Source organism: Massilia rhizosphaerae, from assembly GCF_016093545.1.
In the GTDB taxonomy this organism is placed as follows: Bacteria; Pseudomonadota; Gammaproteobacteria; order Burkholderiales; family Burkholderiaceae_D; genus Telluria; species Telluria rhizosphaerae.
This window is the reverse complement of sequence record NZ_JADKYX010000010.1, coordinates 80,061-95,795: the sequence shown is the minus strand read 5'-3', so window position 1 is coordinate 95,795 and position 15,735 is coordinate 80,061. Positions and strand designations below refer to the sequence as shown.

Here is a 15,735-nt window from a genome sequence, read left to right as displayed (position 1 = left end):
TGCGGGGTCTGCCGCCGCGCGGCTGTGCTATCGTGCCGGCATGACGATGCCCGACCTGAACCTCCTCGTGACCCTCGACGTGCTGCTGACCGAAGGGAGCGTGGCCGGCGCCGCGCGGCGCCTGAAACTGAGCCCGTCGGCGATGAGCCGCGCACTGGCCCGGCTGCGCGACGTGACGGGCGACCCGCTGCTGGTGCGGGCGGGCCGGGGCCTCGTGCTGACGCCGCGCGCGCAGGAATTGCGCGCGCAGGCCGGCGCCCTCGTGCAGGACGCCGGGCGCATGCTGCGTCCCCTATCCGACGTCGACCCGGCCACGATCGCGCGCGTGTACACCTTGCGCGTCACGGACGGCTTCGTGGAAAACTACGGACCGGCGCTGCTCGCGCGCCTGGACCGCGACGCGCCGGGCGCGCGGTTGCGCTTCGTGCAAAAGGTGAACAAGGACAGCACGCCGCTGCGCGAGGGGCTCATCGACCTCGAGATCGGCGTGATCGGGGAGGAGACGGGACCGGAGATCCGCACGCGCGCGCTGTTCCGCGACCGCTTCGTGGGGGCCGTGCGGGCCGGCCATCCGCTGGCCGCGGGTTCAATGACGCCGGCGCGGTATGCGGCGTGCCGGCACGTGTCCGTGTCGCGCCGCGGGCGCGAACGGGGCGCCATCGATGCGGCGCTGGCGCCGCTGGGGCTGGAGCGGCCGGTGGCGGTGCTGGTCGGCTCGTTCGCCACGGCGCTCGCGCTGGCGCGCGCGTCCGACCTCGTCGCCAACGTCCCGGAGCGCCACACGGCGCGGCTGCGCGACGGCATGCACACGTTCGAGCTGCCGGTGGCGACGCCCGTGCTCACCGTGTCGATGATGTGGCACCCGCGCATGGAAGCCGACCCGGCGCACCGCTGGCTGCGGCGCTGGGTGTTCGACATCTGCGCGGGCGGGCCGGACGGCGCGGGTCAGCGCGCGTAGCTCGGCTGCTTGGGATCGTAGGTCCAGCCGGGCACGAGGTAGCGCATCGCCACCGCGTCGTCGCGCGCGCCGCCCGCGACCTGCTTGTACAGCGCGTGCGCTTCCCGGATGCGTTCCATGTCCGGCGCGACGCCCAGGCCCGGCGCGTCCGGCACGGCCACTTCGCCGCCGACGATCTGCAGCGGCTCCGTCGTCAGGCGCTCGCGGCCTTCCTGCCAGATCCAGTGCGTGTCGATCGCCGTGATGGCGCCCGGCGCAGCGGCGGCGCAGTGGGTGAACATCGCGAGCGACACGTCGAAGTGATTGTTCGAGTGCGAGCCCCACGTCAGGCCCCAGTCGTGGCACAGCTGGGCGAGGCGCACGGAGCCCTGCATGGTCCAGAAGTGCGGATCGGCGAGCGGGATGTCGACGGCGCCCAGCAGGTGCGAATGGGCCATCTGGCGCCAGTCGGTGGCCACCATGTTCGTCGCCGTGCGGATGCCCGTGGCCCGCTTGAATTCGGCCATGATCTCGCGGCCCGAGTAGCCCTGTTCCGGTCCGCACGGGTCCTCCGCATACGCCAGCACGTGGCCCTGGCCCTTGCACGCCTCGATCGCTTCCCTCAGCGACCAGGCGCCGTTCGGGTCGAGCGTCGCGCGCGCGTGCGGGAAGCGCCGCTTGATCGCCGCGACGGCGGCCACTTCGTCTTCCGGCCGCATCACGCCGCCCTTGAGCTTGAAGTCGGTGAAGCCGTACTTGTCGACCGCGCTGCTCGCGAGGTCGGCGATCTGCTCGGGGTTCATGGCTTCCTCGTCGCGCATGCGATACCAGCCGTCGCGCGCCGCAGCGCCGTCGTATGGCAAGTCGGTGCGCTTGCGGTCGCCGATGTAGAACAGGTAGGCGAGCATCGTCACGTGCGTGCGCTGCTGGCCGTTGCCGAGCAGTTCGCACAACGGCACACCCACGTGCTGGCCCATCAGGTCGAGCAGCGCCGCCTCGACGGCCGTCACGACGTTCTCCAGCCGCAGGTTGATTTCGTGCGGCTGCTTCATGACGGCTTCCTCGGCGCTCGACGTCACCTGGTGGCTGACGCCGCAGATCGCGGCGCGCAGCACGTTCAAGGTGCGGTTGTAGCGCGCGACCTCGGTGCCCATGACGAGCGGCACGAGCTTTTCCAGCGCGCGCAGGATGCCGTTCGAGCCGGGCACTTCGCCCATGCCGGTGTTGCCGGCGCTGTCCTTCAGCAGGACGAGGATACGGGTGAAGTAGGGCGCATGGGCGCCGCACAGATTGAGCAGCATGCTGTCGCGGCCGGCCACGGGAATCACCTGCATCTCGGTGATGGTCGGGCTGGCGGCGCGCCGGATCGGGGTCATGTGGGTCTCCTGGTGATGTCGGGCATACGAAAAAAATATATCGGGTTGCCCGTAACATATATCTAAACTAGAATGGTAGCGCAACCATTGGTCCCCCAAGTGTGAAGGAATAACGATGTCGCGTCAATGCATTCTGGCTGCCGGCCTGCTTTCCCTGTCCCTCGCCGGCTGTGCCGCCCTCCCGGGCGGTGCGGCTTCCCAACCACCCGCCGGCGACCACTGGGTCGCCTCCTGGGGTAGTGCGCAACTGGTGCCGGAAGGCCAGAACGAACTGCCCGCCGCCCAATGGCAGGACGCGAGCCTGCGCCAGATCGTGCGCGTGTCGCTCGGTGCCCGGACGCTGCGCGTCAAGCTGAGTAACGTGTTCGGCACGGCGCCCCTCGTGATCGATGCCGGCAGCGTCGCGCTGGCGACGGCGCCCGGCCAGGCCGACGTCCACGCGGCCAGCCTGCGGCCGCTTCGCTTCGACGGCGCCGCCGGCGTCACGATTCCCGCCGGCGGGGAGTACCTGAGCGACCCGGTCGACCTGGCGCATGCGGCCGGCGCCGACCTCGCGATCTCGCTGCATTTCACGCAGGCCCCGGCACGCCAGACGGGCCATCCGGGCGCGCGCGCGACGAGCTTCCGCGTGCCGGGCAACCAGGTGCGGGCCGCGCACTGGACGCAGGCCGACACGTTCACGCGCTGGTACCAGATCGCGGGCGTCGAGGTCCTGGCCGGTCCGGCCGCGCACACGGTCGTCGCGATCGGCGATTCGATCACGGACGGCTACGGCGTCAAGCCCGACACCTATGCGCGCTGGACGGATGCCCTCGCGGTGCGCCTGCGCGGCGCCGGCATGACGGACGTCGGTGTCGTCAACGCGGGCATCGGCGGCGGGCGCATGCTGCACGACGGCCTGGGGCCGAACCTCGTCGCCCGCTTCGATCGCGACGTGTTGGCCCGGCCCGGCGTGTCGCACGCGATCGTCATGATCGGCGTGAACGACTTCGGCGTGCAGCACCGGAACAAGGAAGACAGCCCGGCGGCGCGCGCGCAACTGGTGGACGGCCTGGAGCAGGCGTACCGCCAGATCGTCGCGCGCGCCCACGAGCGCGGCGTGTGCGTGCTGGGCGCCACGATCACCCCGTACGGCGGCAGCGGCTATTACGCGCCGGGGCCGGACAACGAGGCCGACCGTCTCGCCTATAACCGCTGGATCCGCACGTCCGGCGTCGTCGACGGCGTCGTCGATTTCGACGCGGCGCTGCGCGACCCGGCGCGGCCCGACCACCTGCAAAAGGCGCTGGACAACGACGGCCTGCACCCGTCGTCCCCGGCCGGCTACCGGGCCATGGCCGACGCCGTGCCGCTGGAGCAGCTCAAGTCCTGCCATCTGTCGGGAGACCTATGAGATCAGTCGTCGCCGCCGCCATGCTCGCCCTCGCGGCCGCGCAGCCGGCATGGGCGCTGGGCGAGCGCCAGTTCGTGACGTTCGATGCGGGCAAGGACGCCGTCGTGCTGGCGCGCGCCGGCCAAGCCGCGCGCATCGTCGTCGACCGCAACGACTTCGCCGGCGTGCGCCGCGCGGCCGCCGACCTGCAGGCGGACGTGGAGCGTGTATCCGGCACGCGGCCGGCGTTGCTGGAATCCGGGGCGCGCGTCGCGCCCGGCCCCGACGTCGTCATCGTCGGCACGCTCGGGAAAAGCGCGCTGATCGACCGCCTGGCGCGCGAAAACAGGATCGATGCGCAGGGCTTGCGCGGCAAGTGGGAAGGCTATCTCGTGCAGACCGTGCGCAATCCGCTGCCGGGCGTGGCGCGCGCGCTCGTCGTGGCGGGCAGCGACAAGCGCGGCACGATCTACGGGCTGTACACGGTGTCCGAGCAGATCGGCGTGTCGCCGTGGAACTGGTGGGCCGACGTGCCGGCGCCGCACCACGACGTGCTGGCCGTGGCGGCCGGCACGCGTGTCGCCGACGCGCCCGTCGTGCGCTACCGCGGCATCTTCCTGAACGACGAGGCGCCGGCGTTGTCCGGCTGGGCCAAGGAAAAATTCGGCGGCTTCAATCACAAGTTCTACGGGAAGCTGTTCGAACTCATCCTGCGCCTGCGCGGCAACTACCTGTGGCCCGCGATGTGGGGCAACGCGTTCTACGACGACGACCCCGAAAACGGCCCGCTGGCCGACGAGATGGGCATCGTGATGGGCACGTCGCACCACGAACCGCTGATGCGCGCCCACGCGGAATGGGCGAAGTACGGCAAGGGCCCGTGGGACTACAGCCGCAACGGCGAGGTGCTGCGCGCGTTCTGGCAGCAGGGCCTGGACCGCGCGAAGGACTTCGACAAGGTCATCACCATTGGCATGCGCGGCGACGGCGACGAGCCGATGTCGGAACAGTCCAACGTGGCGCTGCTGGAGCGGATCGTCGCCGACCAGCGCGCGATGATCGCCAAGACGATGGGCAAGCCGCTGCCCGAGGTGCCGCAGGTGTGGGCGCTGTACAAGGAAGTGCAGGAGTATTACGAGAAGGGCATGCGTGTGCCGGACGACGTGACCCTGCTCTGGTGCGACGACAACTGGGGCAATATCCGCCGCCTGCCCACGCTCGATGAGCGCAAGCGCAGCGGCGGCGCCGGCATCTACTACCACTTCGACTACGTGGGCGGTCCGCGTTCGTACAAGTGGATCAACGTGACGCCGTTGCCGAAGGTGTGGGAGCAGATGCATCTCGCGTGGCGCCTCGGCGCGGACCGCCTGTGGGTGGTGAACGTGGGCGACCTAAAGCCGATGGAAGTGCCGACGGAATTCTTCCTCACCTACGCGTGGAACCCGGCCGCATGGCCCGCCGCGCGCCTGCCGGACTACCTGACACTGTGGGCCACGCGCGAATTCGGCGCGGACAATGCGGCCGAAATCGCCGACATCGTCGCCACCTATACCCGCTACAACGGGCGCCGCAAGCCCGAGCAGCTGGAACCCGGCACGTACAGCGCGACGAATTACCGCGAGTCCGAGCGCATCGTCGCCGCCTGGCGCGACCTGGCCGCGCGCGTGGAGCGCGTCAAGGCGAAGCTGGCGCCGGCCCGGCGCGACGCGTTCTTCCAGCTCGTCGAGCATCCCGTCCTCGCGGCCGGCACGCTGGGCGAGCTGTATGCGACGGTGCAGGCCAACCGCATCCATGCGGACCAGGGCCGCGCCGACACGAACGACCTGGCCGCCCGCGCGCGCGACCTGTTCGCGCGGGACGCCGCGATCTCGCGCGCATACCACGAGATCCACGGCGGCAAGTGGAACCACATGATGGCGCAGACGCATATCGGCTACACGAGCTGGCGCGACCCGGCGACCAACATCATGCCCGACGTTCGCGAGATCGCCGTGCCGGCCGCGCCCGCGCTGGGCGTGGCGGTGGAGGGCAGTGAGGCCGCGTGGCCGGCCGCCGGCAGCCTGCGCCTGCCGGCGTTCGAGCCGTTCGACAAGTCGAACCGGTATATCGAGGTGTTCGACCGCGGCGCGGCGCCCGTGAGCTGGACGGCGCGAGCCGACCAGGCGTGGATCGTGCTGAGCGACGCCCAGGGGACGACGGACAAGACCGAGCGCATCACGGTCGATGTGCGCTGGGACCAGGTGCCGGCCGGGGCGGCCGGCGGCCACGTGCTCGTGCGCGGTGCGGACGGGCAGGCGGCCACCGTCGACGTCCCGCTGCGCCACGCGGACCGGCGCGACGCGGCGGTGTCCGGATTCGTCGAGACTGGCGGCACGGTCGCCATCGAGGCGGAGCACTACAGCCGCGCGTACGCGCCGCACGGCCATGAATGGCTGCGCGTGCCGGGGCTGGGCCGCACGCTGTCCGGCATGACGACGGTACCGGCCGACGCGCCCGCCGTCACGCCGGCCGACGGCATGCGCCTGGAATACGACGTGTATCTGTTCGAGCCGGGCAAGGTGAACGTGCAGGCGACGCTGGCCCCCACGTTGAAATTCCGTCCGGGGCCGGGATTCCGTTATGTCGTGTCGATCGACGACGAGGCGCCGCAGGTCGTCGACGTCCACGCCGACAGGTCGCTCGAGCACTGGGAAAAGATCGTGTCGGACGGCGTCGCGCAGTTCACGACGGCGCACGAGATCAAGGCGGCGGGCCGGCACACGCTCAAGTTCTGGGCGCTGGATCCGGGCCTCGTGCTGCAGCGGGTCGTGATCGACGCAGGTGGGCTGAAGCCGAGTTATCTCGGTCCGCCGGAAAGCCCGCGCGTGCGGGCCGATTAATCGGCGTGCGCCACGCGCAGCCCGCCCTTGCGGTCGGGCAGCCACACTTCGCCCAGGTCGGAGCTGACGTCGAAGAAGCCCAGTTCGTGCCGCGCCGCGAGGCGATGCACGGCTTCCCAGGCCGCGTCGATCTTGTCCCAGTCGAGGAACGACATATAGATCAGGGCGCGGCCGATGGTGTACTCGGTGCCGAAGCCGGGGTCCGGATCGTCGGCCGGCGCGGGCGGGAATTCGGCGGCGAGGTCGGTGTAGAACGCCTGCAGCGCGGGCGCGGCGGCGGCGGGGTCAATGCCGCCGTGGTCTTCCAGCCACGCCGTCTGTTCCTCGTACCAGTCGAGGAAGGCGGGGCGCCTGGCCGGCGCGGCCTCGGGAGCGAATACCATCAGGTCGAAACTCATCGTGGGTCTTTCGTGGGAAACGGGACAGGCAAGACGATACCGCGAAATGTGGCGCACGGTTGCCGTATCCGGCTCCGGCGGTGCAAAAAAAATAATATGCTGAGTTCGCCAGGGTGGCCTGCCGTCGGCACCCGGTCCCGAACGCATCGACCACACGGAGCCCGCATGACACCGAATCTCATCAAGAAGGCAGGCCGCGCCTGGCTCGCCGCCATCCCCTTCCTCGCCATCCAGCCGGCGCTGGCCGGATCGAGCTACACGTACAGCTATCTCGGCACGCCGTCGGCGCCCGTCAGCGCGAAGCCGGCGTCGTGCTGGGGCTCCGCCTGTACGCCGTCCGTCGTCCTGATGGGCGGCGGCTACGACGTGGCGGAGGCGTTTCGCTGGATGATCGCCCAGGCGGGCATCACCCGCGCCACCGGCGGCCGCTTCGTGATCATCCGCGCGACGGGCACCGACGCCTACAACCCGTACGTGTACAGCCGGCTCGGGCAGGTCGATACCACGACGCCGCGGTTGTACGAAACGGTCGGCGGCATCGACCTGGGCGTGACGTCCGTCGAAACGCTCGTGATCCCGAGCCGCAAGGCGGCCGAGGATCCGTTCGTGCTGGGCGTGATCGCCAAGGCCAGCGCGATCTTCATCGCCGGCGGCGACCAGGCGGATTACTATAATTTCTGGCAGGGGACGGCGCTGGACACCGCGCTGCAGCGGGCGGTCGAAGCCGGCGTTCCGGTCGGCGGCACGAGCGCCGGCAATGCGATGCTGGGCCAGTACGCGTTCGCCGCGTTGAACGGGAGCGTCACGTCGGACCAGGCGCTGGCCGATCCGTTCAACAAATACATGACGATCGATCCGCTGAATACCTCGTCCAGGAAGTTCGTCCAGACCGGCAGCTTCCTCGCGATTCCCACGTTGGCCAGGACGATCACGGACGACCATTTCAACACGCGCGACCGCCTGGGCCGGCTGCTGGGCTTCGTCGCCCGCATCGGCAACGGCTGTCCCGGCGGCGTGGAGGCGTTCGGCGCGGTGCTGGGCGTCGGCATCGACGAGGAGACGGCCTTGCTGGTGTCCGGCCCGCGCGGCGGCGCGAAGGCGCAGCTGGTCGCCAATCCGTACAACACGGAGAACACGACGGCGCCGTACACGCCGCAGAATTCGGCCTATTTCGCGAAGATCGTTCGCGCGCCCTCGCAATGCGCGGCCAAGCTGCCGCTGAACGACGCCGCCGGCATCCAGGTCTACCGCCTGAGCGCCCAGCCCACGCAGCCGTCGCCGTATCCGTCCGCACCGCTGTACAGCTTCAAGGTGCAGGCGGCGTTCAACCTGTCGGACTGGGCGCAGCAGACCGTGCAGACGTTCGGCGACGGTTCCTCGCTGAACGGTCCGTACGTCTACGGCACGGCGAACGGCACGATCGTCGGCACGCAGATCCGTTGACGCGCGGCCCCGGGCGCCGCGCCCGGGGTGTCCGAGCTATATCGAAAACGATATTTGCCATACGAAGATGGCATGCCTGCCTGATAGCGGTTAACAAATAGTGTTAGCACGATTGACTCGTCGAACAGTCATCCCTACGATAAGTACCGAAATAGAAAAATAACAATGGCCACGCTCGTGGCCAGGGGAGACTCGCAATGACAGCCAAGCAGCGCGACCGGGCCCGCGTGTCCGGCAGATCCGCCATCCATCCCTTCCGCCACAGCGACGGCGCCGTCGCAGCCCTTGTGTCGAACGGTCCCTGAGGGGACCACGCCTTCATCGAAAAAAATCAGCGGCATCTCATGCCCCGGATGCCGCGCGCGGATACCGGCAGCCAGCGGTCCGTTCCCAGCGGGGCCATACGACGAGGAGATAAGATGAAGAAGTCACTTTGCATGACCGCAGTGGTACTTGCAGCAAGCTTCGCCATGCCGTCACAGGCCGCGACGTGGGCGACCAGCGCGCAATACGGGTCGACGACGATGGGCGCCTACACCTTCAACAACGACATATGGGGCTCGGGCGCCGGGCCGCAGACCTTGTGGGTCAATTCGCCCAGCGACTGGGGCGTGTGGTCGGATCAGCCGAACACCGGCGGCATCAAGTCCTACCCGCACATCGGCTTCTACGTCGGCAGGTCGCTGAGTTCCCTGTCGCGCGTCACGTCCGTCATCTCGGCCACGACGCCGGCCGGCGGCGCGTGGGAGTCGGCGTACGACATCTGGGACTCCAACCACGCCAACGAGATCATGCTGTGGCTGAACTACACGGGCTCGTCGAGCGGCTGCGGCAACGTCAAGCCGGTCTCGTACAACTGGTCGGCGCAAGGCTGCGCGATCCCGGTGTACTGGAACGTGAACGTCGGCGGCGCGACGTGGAACGTCTATCGCGGCAATAACGGCGGCAACATGGTGTACTCGTTCCTGCGCACGTCGTACACCAACAACACGACCGTCGACATCCTCGCCATCATGCGCTACCTGCAGAATCAAGGCTGGATCGGCAACGTCACGCTGGGCGACGTCCAGTATGGCTTCGAGATCACGTCGTCGTCCGGCGGCATGAACTTCGGCGCGCGCAACTTCTCGGTCACGGCGTACTGACCGTTCAGGCGGTCAAGCCCAGCAGCGTCGATCCGTGCGGCGGCAGCGTCGCACGGATGGCGCCCTTGACCGTGCCCTGGTCGCGCCGGGCCCACAGGTCGCGCACGGCAACGGCGCGGTCGCCCAGGTCCAGGCGCGACAGGTCGAACACGATGTCGGCCGGCGCGTCGCCCGTGTTGAACAGCGCGAGGTAGCGCAGGCCGCGTTTGTCGGCCGCGCGGGCGCTCCAGATGCGGGTGCCGGCGTCGGCGCGCTGCGGGCGGTTGTCGCGGCTCTTCTGGTTCACGGCCAGCACTTCCGGGTTCGTCAGCAGCGCGAGCGTCTTCTCATCCAGGTGACGCAGGTCGCCGCCCATGATCAGCGGCGAACGCGCGATGCTCCATAACGTCATCAGGGTCTGCTGCTCGTCCGGCGTGAACTTGGTGTCGCGCGCGCCCAGCGCGAGGCGGCCCAGCGGGAGCATGTCGGCGTCCGGCCACGCGTTCGCGCGCATGGTCGGGTTCCAGTTTTCCAGGCGCTGGAATTGTTCGGCCAGCAGGCGCCACTCGTCCCAGAAGTCGTCCGAGATGCGCCACATCTGCGCGTAATGCGGCACGTGCTCGGCCCAGCGCAGGTCGGTCTCGCCCGGCGACAGCGAAAGGACGATGGGGCGGCCGCTGGCGACGATGGCCTTGTGCGCCGCCTCGATCTCGCGCCAGTTCTTTTCGTACGGGCGCGACATGTCGTCCATCTTGACGAAGTCCACGCCCCACGCGGCGAACTGCTTGAACACCGAGTCGTAATAGGCTTGCGCGCCGGGCTTCGTCATGTCGACGCCGTACATGTCGCCGTTCCATTCGCAAATGGACGACGTGTCGGCGATGTCGCGCGCGTGCAGGTTCGTGCCGAGGATCGGCGTGTTCTGGCGCACGGCCTGGCGCGGGATGCCGCGCATGACGTGGATGCCGAACTTCATGCCGCGCGCGTGGATCTGGTCCGCGAGCTTCTTGAAACCCGCGCCGCCCTGCGCCGACGGGAAGCGGTTCGGCGCCGGCAGCAGGCGGCCGTATTTGTCCATCGTCAGTTCCGCGTCCTTGCGGTACTCGTAGCTCTTCGCGTTCGGTTCGTACCACTGGATGTCCACCGTCAGGACGTTGTACCCGAACGGGAGCAGCTTCGCGGCCATGATGTCCGCCGTCTCCAGCGTTTGTGCTTCGGTGATCGTCGTCGCGAACGAGTTCCAGCTGTTCCAGCCCATGGGCGGCGTCGGCGCGAGTCCGGCGGCGGACGGCGCGGCCTTGGATGCTGTGGCTTTGCGCGCGGCGGCGCCGGCGATCGAGGGAAGGCCGGCAGCGGCGGCGGTGGCGAGGGAAGCGGTCAGGAGGCGGCGGCGGTAGGAATCCATTGGGTATAGGCTCGGGTAGAAATTGGGCGGCCCGAGTATAGACAACGCCAGGGCCGCGCGCCAATCACTTGTGCGCGCCGACCGATATCCGAATCGATATCGGAAGCGTCAGCCCTGGCGTGGCGGCGCCGCCTTGATGGCGTCCGCGATGGCCTGCCGCATCGGCTTGGCCTTGAGCTCCCCGTCGAACGGCGTCGGGCGCATCGGCAGCTTGTCCTGGCGCGGCGCCTCGTACCACGTCTGGAGCCAGCTGATGTTGTCGGCCAGGCCCCACACGAGGATGTCGCGCAGGCGCGGATACGACAGGGTCACGTCCAGGTAGTCGCGCGTGGCGGCGGCCACGCCGGCGTCGCGTTTGGCGATGTCGGCGGGGAGGCGGCGGTCGTTCACGTCCAGTTCCGTGATCAGGAGGTCGTAGCCCATGCCCGTCACCTCGTCGAGGAATTTGCGCCACTCGGCCAGGTCGGCGCGACCCTTGTCGCTACCCGAGTCACTGAGATCCCACGAACCGATGTGGCTCTGCAGGCCCAGCGCATGGACCGGCGTGCCGCGCTTCTTGAGTTCCGCGAGCAGGGTGAGGACGCCCGCGCGATGGCGCGCGCTGCCGGCGTCGCCGCGCATGTAGTCGTTGTAGACCAGCTGCGCCTGCGGCGCGTGCTCGCGGGCGAGGCGGAACGCGAGGTCGATCTGTGCGAGGGCGCCCAGCGGCCGGGTGAGCGCGTTCTGGCGCAGCTTGCCGTCGGCCGGGTCGACGGCCTCGTTGACGACGTCCCAGCTCTTGATCGCCTTGCCGAAGTGGCCGCAGACGGTGCTCACGTGCGTGCGCATCAGCTGTTCGACGGCCTTCGCGGGCTGCGGGCCGAAGTTCTGCCGCCCGACCCACGCGGGCAGCCACTTCTCGGCCTGCCAGAACAGGTTGTGGCCGCGCACGGCGATGCCCTTGCCCCTGGCCCAGGCGATCACCTCGTCGGCCGGGCCGAATTCTAGCTTGCCCGGCGCCGGTTCGAGGGCCTGCCATTTCATCTCGTTCTCGAGCACGATCAGGTTGCATTCGCGCTCGACCAGTGCCCGGTAGGCGGGATCGCCGAACTGGTTGCGGCCGTGGCTGATGGCCGTGCCGAAGCGCATGCCCTTGCGCGCGGCGATGTCCTTCAGCGGCTCGTGCGCGGGCCCCTGCGCGCGCGCGAGGGGCAGGGCGCCCGGCAGCAGGGCGGCGCCGGCGAGCGCCTTGATGATCTCTCGTCTCGATGTCATTGTTCTATCCTTCTGTGTTGCGTGGTGGGGTGAAAACGGTCAGCCGTGGCCGGGCGCGAACGGGAACGTCAGCGACTTGTAATAGTCGAGGCTGTGCGCGGGCGGACGGGTGCCGGCCGGCAGCGGCAGGCCGGACCGGTGCTGGAAGTAGGCGATGCACGCGTCGCGCCACCACTGCGCCTCGCGCCGTTGCTGGGCGAGGCGCTGGGCGACGTCGTCGAAGCGGCGCGCGTCCACGTACGGGCGCAGGCGCTGCCACTCGGCCTGCATGGCGTCCACTTCGGCCACGCCGTGGTCGTAGTGCGCGACGAGGCTCGCCCACAGCGTGCGGCCGTCCGCCATGCGATAGTCCCACGGCAGGTGGTGGAACCACAGCAGGAATCGGGGTGGGGTGGTGGCCGGGTCGGCGAAGCGGCGCGCGACTTCCGGCGCGTACTGGGCCACGGCGTTGCTGCCCGACGCGGTGCGGTCGAAGCCGATGCCGCCGTTGTCGGCGCGGTGGTAGTACACGGGGTTCCAGTCGGCGCGTGCGAGGCTGTCGACCCAGGGCGCGGGGCCGTAGTGGTGGCCGGTGCCCATCATGTGGTGCAGGCCGAGGGGCGTCATGTAGTCGACCGCCGCTTCGCGCGAGCGCATCATCATGTCGACGACGGGGTCGACCACGCGCGCGTCGGGCGTGAACGTCTGGCCCGCCCATTCGCGCGCGATGGCGCGACTGTCCAGGGCCGGGTTCCACGCGAGGCGGCCGAACGCGTACCAGTTGGCCTGGTCGAACGTGGAGCCGGTCCAGTTGCGGCTGCTGCCGATGTTCGCGACGCCGGCGATGCCGCCGACCTTACCGTCCTGCGCGCCTTCGAGCACGCGGGCGACGGTCATCGGTTTGTTGCCGGCGCGGGTGTCGAAGCCCAGCGTTTCCTGGAACAGCGGGCCGAGGTAGACGAGGTGGGTGGCGAAGCCGAGGTATTCCTTCGTCACCTGGAATTCCATCATCAGCGGTGTGTCGGGCATGGCGCCGAACAGCGGATGCGCGGGCTCGCGCGGCTGGAAGTCGATGGCGCCGTTCTTCACCTGCACGAGGACGTTCTTGTCGAATTTGCCGTCCAGCGGCTTGAACTGGTCGTACGCCTGGGCCGCGCGGTCGCTCACTTGGCCTGGATGCGCCGGCGGCGCGTAGACGAACGCGCGCCACATCACGACGCCGTGGTGCGGGGCGAGGGCGCGCGCCAGCATGTTGGCGCCGTCCGCGTGGTTGCGGCCATAATCCTGCGGACCGGGCTGGCCTTCCGAATTGGCCTTCACGAGGAAGCCGCCGAAGTCGGGGATGCTGCGGTAGATCTCGTCGGCCTTGCGCGCCCACCAGGCGGCCACCTGCGGGTCGAGCGGATCCGCCGTCTTCGTTTCCTTCAGTTCCAGCGGCGTCGACCAGCGCACCGAGAGATAGACGCGGATGCCGTACGGCCGCAGCACGTTGGCGATGGCGGCCGTCTTGGCGATGAACGCCGCGCTCAAGACCTCGGCCTTCGCGTTCACGTTGTTCAGGACCGTGCCGTTGATGCCGATCGACGCATTGGCCCGCGCATAATCCGTGTAGCGCGGATCGATGATGCCCGGCAGCTCCCACCAGTTCCAGATCGATTCGCCGGCATAGCCGCGTTCCACCGTGCGGTCGAGATTGTCCCAGTGGTCGAGCACGCGCAGCGGCAGCGCGGGCTTGTCGAGAAGGTCGATGCGGTCCGGGGCGGCGCCCAGCTGCAGCTGGCGCAGCCACGCGAAGCTGCCGTACAACAGGCCGATGTCGGTGTTGGCCGCGATGAGCGTCACCGGCTTGCCGTTGACGCGCGCGCTGCGCACGAGATAGCCTTCGGCGCCCAGCGTGGCGAGGTCGCGGCGGACGGCCTCGGCGCCGCTCAAGCCGGCGGGCAGCGTCGCGCGCGCCAGGACGACGGCGCCGGCGCGCGGCTCTCCGGCGGCCGGGATGGTGTCCGGCGCACGTCCCAGCAGGCCCGCGAGGCCGCGTTTGAGTTCCGCCTCGGCGGCGCGCACGGTGGGTGTGTCGTCCGGCGTGGCGATGCCGGTGGCGGCGGCCTGCAGCGCGGCGCGTCGAGCGGCGGGCAGCGGCCGGTAACGCAGCCACAGGTCGTAGCCGTCTTCGCCGGCGGCGTGGGCAAGATGGGCGCCGAACGGCCCGAGAAGGATGGCCAGGGCGAGCGCCGCCATGAGCCGCGCGCGGACGCGCCGCAGGTAATGCTGCATCGTAGTCTCCGTTGTATTTATGGTTGCCGGATGCGGCGGCCCGCCCGGCGCAGGAATGTTAGCGCAAACTTAGGAAATGCGAAATCGATTTCTGGGTGTTTACGGCCATTGTTATGGCTATCTTTGCATGCCCCTGAAGTGCTAAGATAGCGCAAACAAAAAATGATGGGGAATCGGGAGAATGAGCAAAGCCAAAACAGGGACTGTCCAGGAAGAGGTGGAACGCCGCGGACAGCCGACGATGGCGGACGTCGCCAAGCTCGCCGGCGTGTCGGCGATGACGGTGTCGCGCGTCATGAACGGCAAGGGCCTCGTGCGCGAAAGCACGCGCCGCAAGGTGGCGGAAGCCGTGGCGGCGCTGAACTACACGCCGAACCAGGAAGCCCGCAACCTCGCGGGCTCCAAGCCGATCCGCGTCGGCTTCCTGTACAGTAACCCGAGCGCCGCCTACCTGAGCGAATTCCTCGTCGGCCTGTTGAGCCAGTCCGGTTTGAACAACGTCCAGCTGTTCGTCGAAAAATGCGAGGCGGGCGAGCAGGAGGCCGAACAGACCCGGCGCCTCGTCGAAAACGGCCTGGACGGGATCATCCTGCCGCCCCCGCTGTGCGACAGCGAAGCCGTGCTGTCCGCCATCGCGCAGGCCAGCATCCCCGCCGTGGTCGTCGCCTGCGGCCTGCCGGACGCCCGCGTGGGTGCCGTCAGCATCGACGACTACGAGGCCGCGCACGCGATGACGCGCCACCTGATCAACCTCGGGCACCACCGCATCGGTTTCGTCGTCGGCCATCCGAACCAGACGGCCAGCGCGCGCCGCCTGCAAGGCTATCGCGCGGCGATCGCGGAGCAGGGCGCGGACGCGTCCGAGGAACTCGTCGTGCAAGGCATGTTCACCTACCGCTCCGGCCTGGACGCGGCCGAACACCTGCTGGCGCTGGAAGAACGCCCGACTGCCATCTTCGCCAGCAACGACGACATGGCCGCGGCCGCCGTCGCCGTCGCGCACCGCCTGGGCCTGGACGTGCCGGGCGACCTGACCGTCACCGGTTTCGACGACACGGCGCTCGCCACCACGATCTGGCCGGAACTGACGACCGTGCGCCAGCCGATCGCCGGCATGGCGCGCGAAGCCGTGCAATCGCTCGTGCGCCGCGTGCGCGCGCTGCGCGAAGGCGCGGCCGCGGAACCGGAACAGGTGCGCATGGACTTCGAACTGGTGCGCCGCCAGTCGGACGCCGCGCCGCGCACCCGCCCGTCGGCGCTGCCGCCGCTCACTGCGGCCAAGCGCGTCGGCTGA

The 15,735-nt window shown here is 69.3% G+C and carries 11 protein-coding genes; 6 read left to right on the top strand and 5 right to left on the bottom strand.

The window, feature by feature from the left end; translation table 11 throughout:
- The first annotated feature begins 40 nt into the window (after positions 1–40).
- Entirely contained in the window at positions 41–958 is a 918-nt protein-coding gene (locus ISF28_RS16055) for a LysR family transcriptional regulator (RefSeq protein ID WP_198118180.1), read from the top strand.
- Here the strand turns inward: ISF28_RS16055 and ISF28_RS16050 are convergent.
- Positions 946–2,313 carry an enolase C-terminal domain-like protein gene (locus tag ISF28_RS16050; protein ID WP_198118179.1) on the bottom strand — a complete coding sequence of 456 codons (1,368 nt, stop codon included), beginning with the start codon at positions 2,311–2,313 and terminating at the stop codon, positions 946–948. The two genes, ISF28_RS16055 and ISF28_RS16050, sit on opposite strands and share 13 nt — an antisense overlap.
- Positions 2,314–2,428: 115 nt before the next feature.
- On the opposite strand from ISF28_RS16050, the gene ISF28_RS16045 reads away from it, so the two are divergent.
- Positions 2,429–3,706: an SGNH/GDSL hydrolase family protein gene (locus ISF28_RS16045; protein ID WP_198118178.1), complete on the top strand. Its 1,278-nt coding sequence runs from the start codon at positions 2,429–2,431 to the stop codon at positions 3,704–3,706.
- Positions 3,703–6,564, top strand: a complete 2,862-nt coding sequence (locus tag ISF28_RS16040) for a glycosyl hydrolase 115 family protein (RefSeq protein WP_198118177.1) — start codon at positions 3,703–3,705, stop codon at positions 6,562–6,564. Before ISF28_RS16045 ends, ISF28_RS16040 begins: the two co-directional genes overlap by 4 nt.
- Here the strand turns inward: ISF28_RS16040 and ISF28_RS16035 are convergent.
- Complete coding sequence (locus ISF28_RS16035) at positions 6,561–6,962, bottom strand: hypothetical protein (protein WP_198118176.1); 402 nt, start codon at positions 6,960–6,962, stop codon at positions 6,561–6,563. The genes ISF28_RS16040 and ISF28_RS16035 overlap by 4 nt on opposite strands.
- A 165-nt stretch (positions 6,963–7,127) precedes the next feature.
- Here ISF28_RS16035 and ISF28_RS16030 point away from each other — a divergent pair, with 165 nt between their 5' ends.
- Both ISF28_RS16030 and ISF28_RS16025 read left to right on the top strand, forming a co-directional pair.
- Positions 7,128–8,405 (top strand): cyanophycinase, encoded by a 1,278-nt coding sequence (locus tag ISF28_RS16030; RefSeq protein ID WP_198118175.1) that lies wholly within the window; start codon positions 7,128–7,130, stop codon positions 8,403–8,405.
- A gap of 419 nt (positions 8,406–8,824) precedes the next feature.
- On the top strand, positions 8,825–9,550 hold the full coding sequence (locus tag ISF28_RS16025) for a GH12 family glycosyl hydrolase domain-containing protein (RefSeq protein ID WP_229519126.1): 726 nt from the start codon (positions 8,825–8,827) through the stop codon (positions 9,548–9,550).
- Positions 9,551–9,554: 4 nt separating this feature from the next.
- Here the strand turns inward: ISF28_RS16025 and ISF28_RS16020 are convergent, their stop codons facing one another.
- The 3 genes from ISF28_RS16020 to ISF28_RS16010 form a co-directional block, all read right to left on the bottom strand.
- Positions 9,555–10,934, bottom strand: a complete 1,380-nt coding sequence (locus tag ISF28_RS16020; RefSeq protein WP_198118174.1) for a glycoside hydrolase family 27 protein — start codon at positions 10,932–10,934, stop codon at positions 9,555–9,557.
- 108 nt (positions 10,935–11,042) lie between these two features.
- The gene (locus ISF28_RS16015) at positions 11,043–12,188 is read right to left on the bottom strand and encodes an endo-1,4-beta-xylanase (RefSeq protein ID WP_198118173.1); all 1,146 of its coding nucleotides are present in this window, start codon (positions 12,186–12,188) and stop codon (positions 11,043–11,045) included.
- A gap of 39 nt (positions 12,189–12,227) precedes the next feature.
- Positions 12,228–14,441, bottom strand: coding sequence for an alpha-glucuronidase family glycosyl hydrolase (locus ISF28_RS16010; protein ID WP_229519125.1), 2,214 nt, complete (start codon positions 14,439–14,441; stop codon positions 12,228–12,230).
- A 181-nt stretch (positions 14,442–14,622) separates the two neighbouring features.
- Here ISF28_RS16010 and ISF28_RS16005 point away from each other — a divergent pair, with 181 nt between their 5' ends.
- Positions 14,623–15,735, top strand: coding sequence for a LacI family DNA-binding transcriptional regulator (locus tag ISF28_RS16005; protein WP_198118172.1), 1,113 nt, complete (start codon positions 14,623–14,625; stop codon positions 15,733–15,735).

Bases quoted from the DNA above. Each gene is read 5' to 3' on its own strand.
- ISF28_RS16045 (WP_198118178.1), top strand. From the start codon at position 2,429: ATGTCGCGTCAATGCATTCTGGCTGCCGGCCTGCTTTCCCTGTCCCTC.
- ISF28_RS16035 (WP_198118176.1), bottom strand. From the start codon at position 6,962: ATGAGTTTCGACCTGATGGTATTCGCTCCCGAGGCCGCGCCGGCCAGG.
- ISF28_RS16020 (WP_198118174.1), bottom strand. From the start codon at position 10,934: ATGGATTCCTACCGCCGCCGCCTCCTGACCGCTTCCCTCGCCACCGCC.
- ISF28_RS16050 (WP_198118179.1), bottom strand. From the start codon at position 2,313: ATGACCCCGATCCGGCGCGCCGCCAGCCCGACCATCACCGAGATGCAG.
- ISF28_RS16005 (WP_198118172.1), top strand. From the start codon at position 14,623: ATGAGCAAAGCCAAAACAGGGACTGTCCAGGAAGAGGTGGAACGCCGC.
- ISF28_RS16040 (WP_198118177.1), top strand. From the start codon at position 3,703: ATGAGATCAGTCGTCGCCGCCGCCATGCTCGCCCTCGCGGCCGCGCAG.
- ISF28_RS16015 (WP_198118173.1), bottom strand. From the start codon at position 12,188: ATGACATCGAGACGAGAGATCATCAAGGCGCTCGCCGGCGCCGCCCTG.
- ISF28_RS16055 (WP_198118180.1), top strand. From the start codon at position 41: ATGACGATGCCCGACCTGAACCTCCTCGTGACCCTCGACGTGCTGCTG.
- ISF28_RS16010 (WP_229519125.1), bottom strand. From the start codon at position 14,441: ATGCAGCATTACCTGCGGCGCGTCCGCGCGCGGCTCATGGCGGCGCTC.
- ISF28_RS16030 (WP_198118175.1), top strand. From the start codon at position 7,128: ATGACACCGAATCTCATCAAGAAGGCAGGCCGCGCCTGGCTCGCCGCC.
- ISF28_RS16025 (WP_229519126.1), top strand. From the start codon at position 8,825: ATGAAGAAGTCACTTTGCATGACCGCAGTGGTACTTGCAGCAAGCTTC.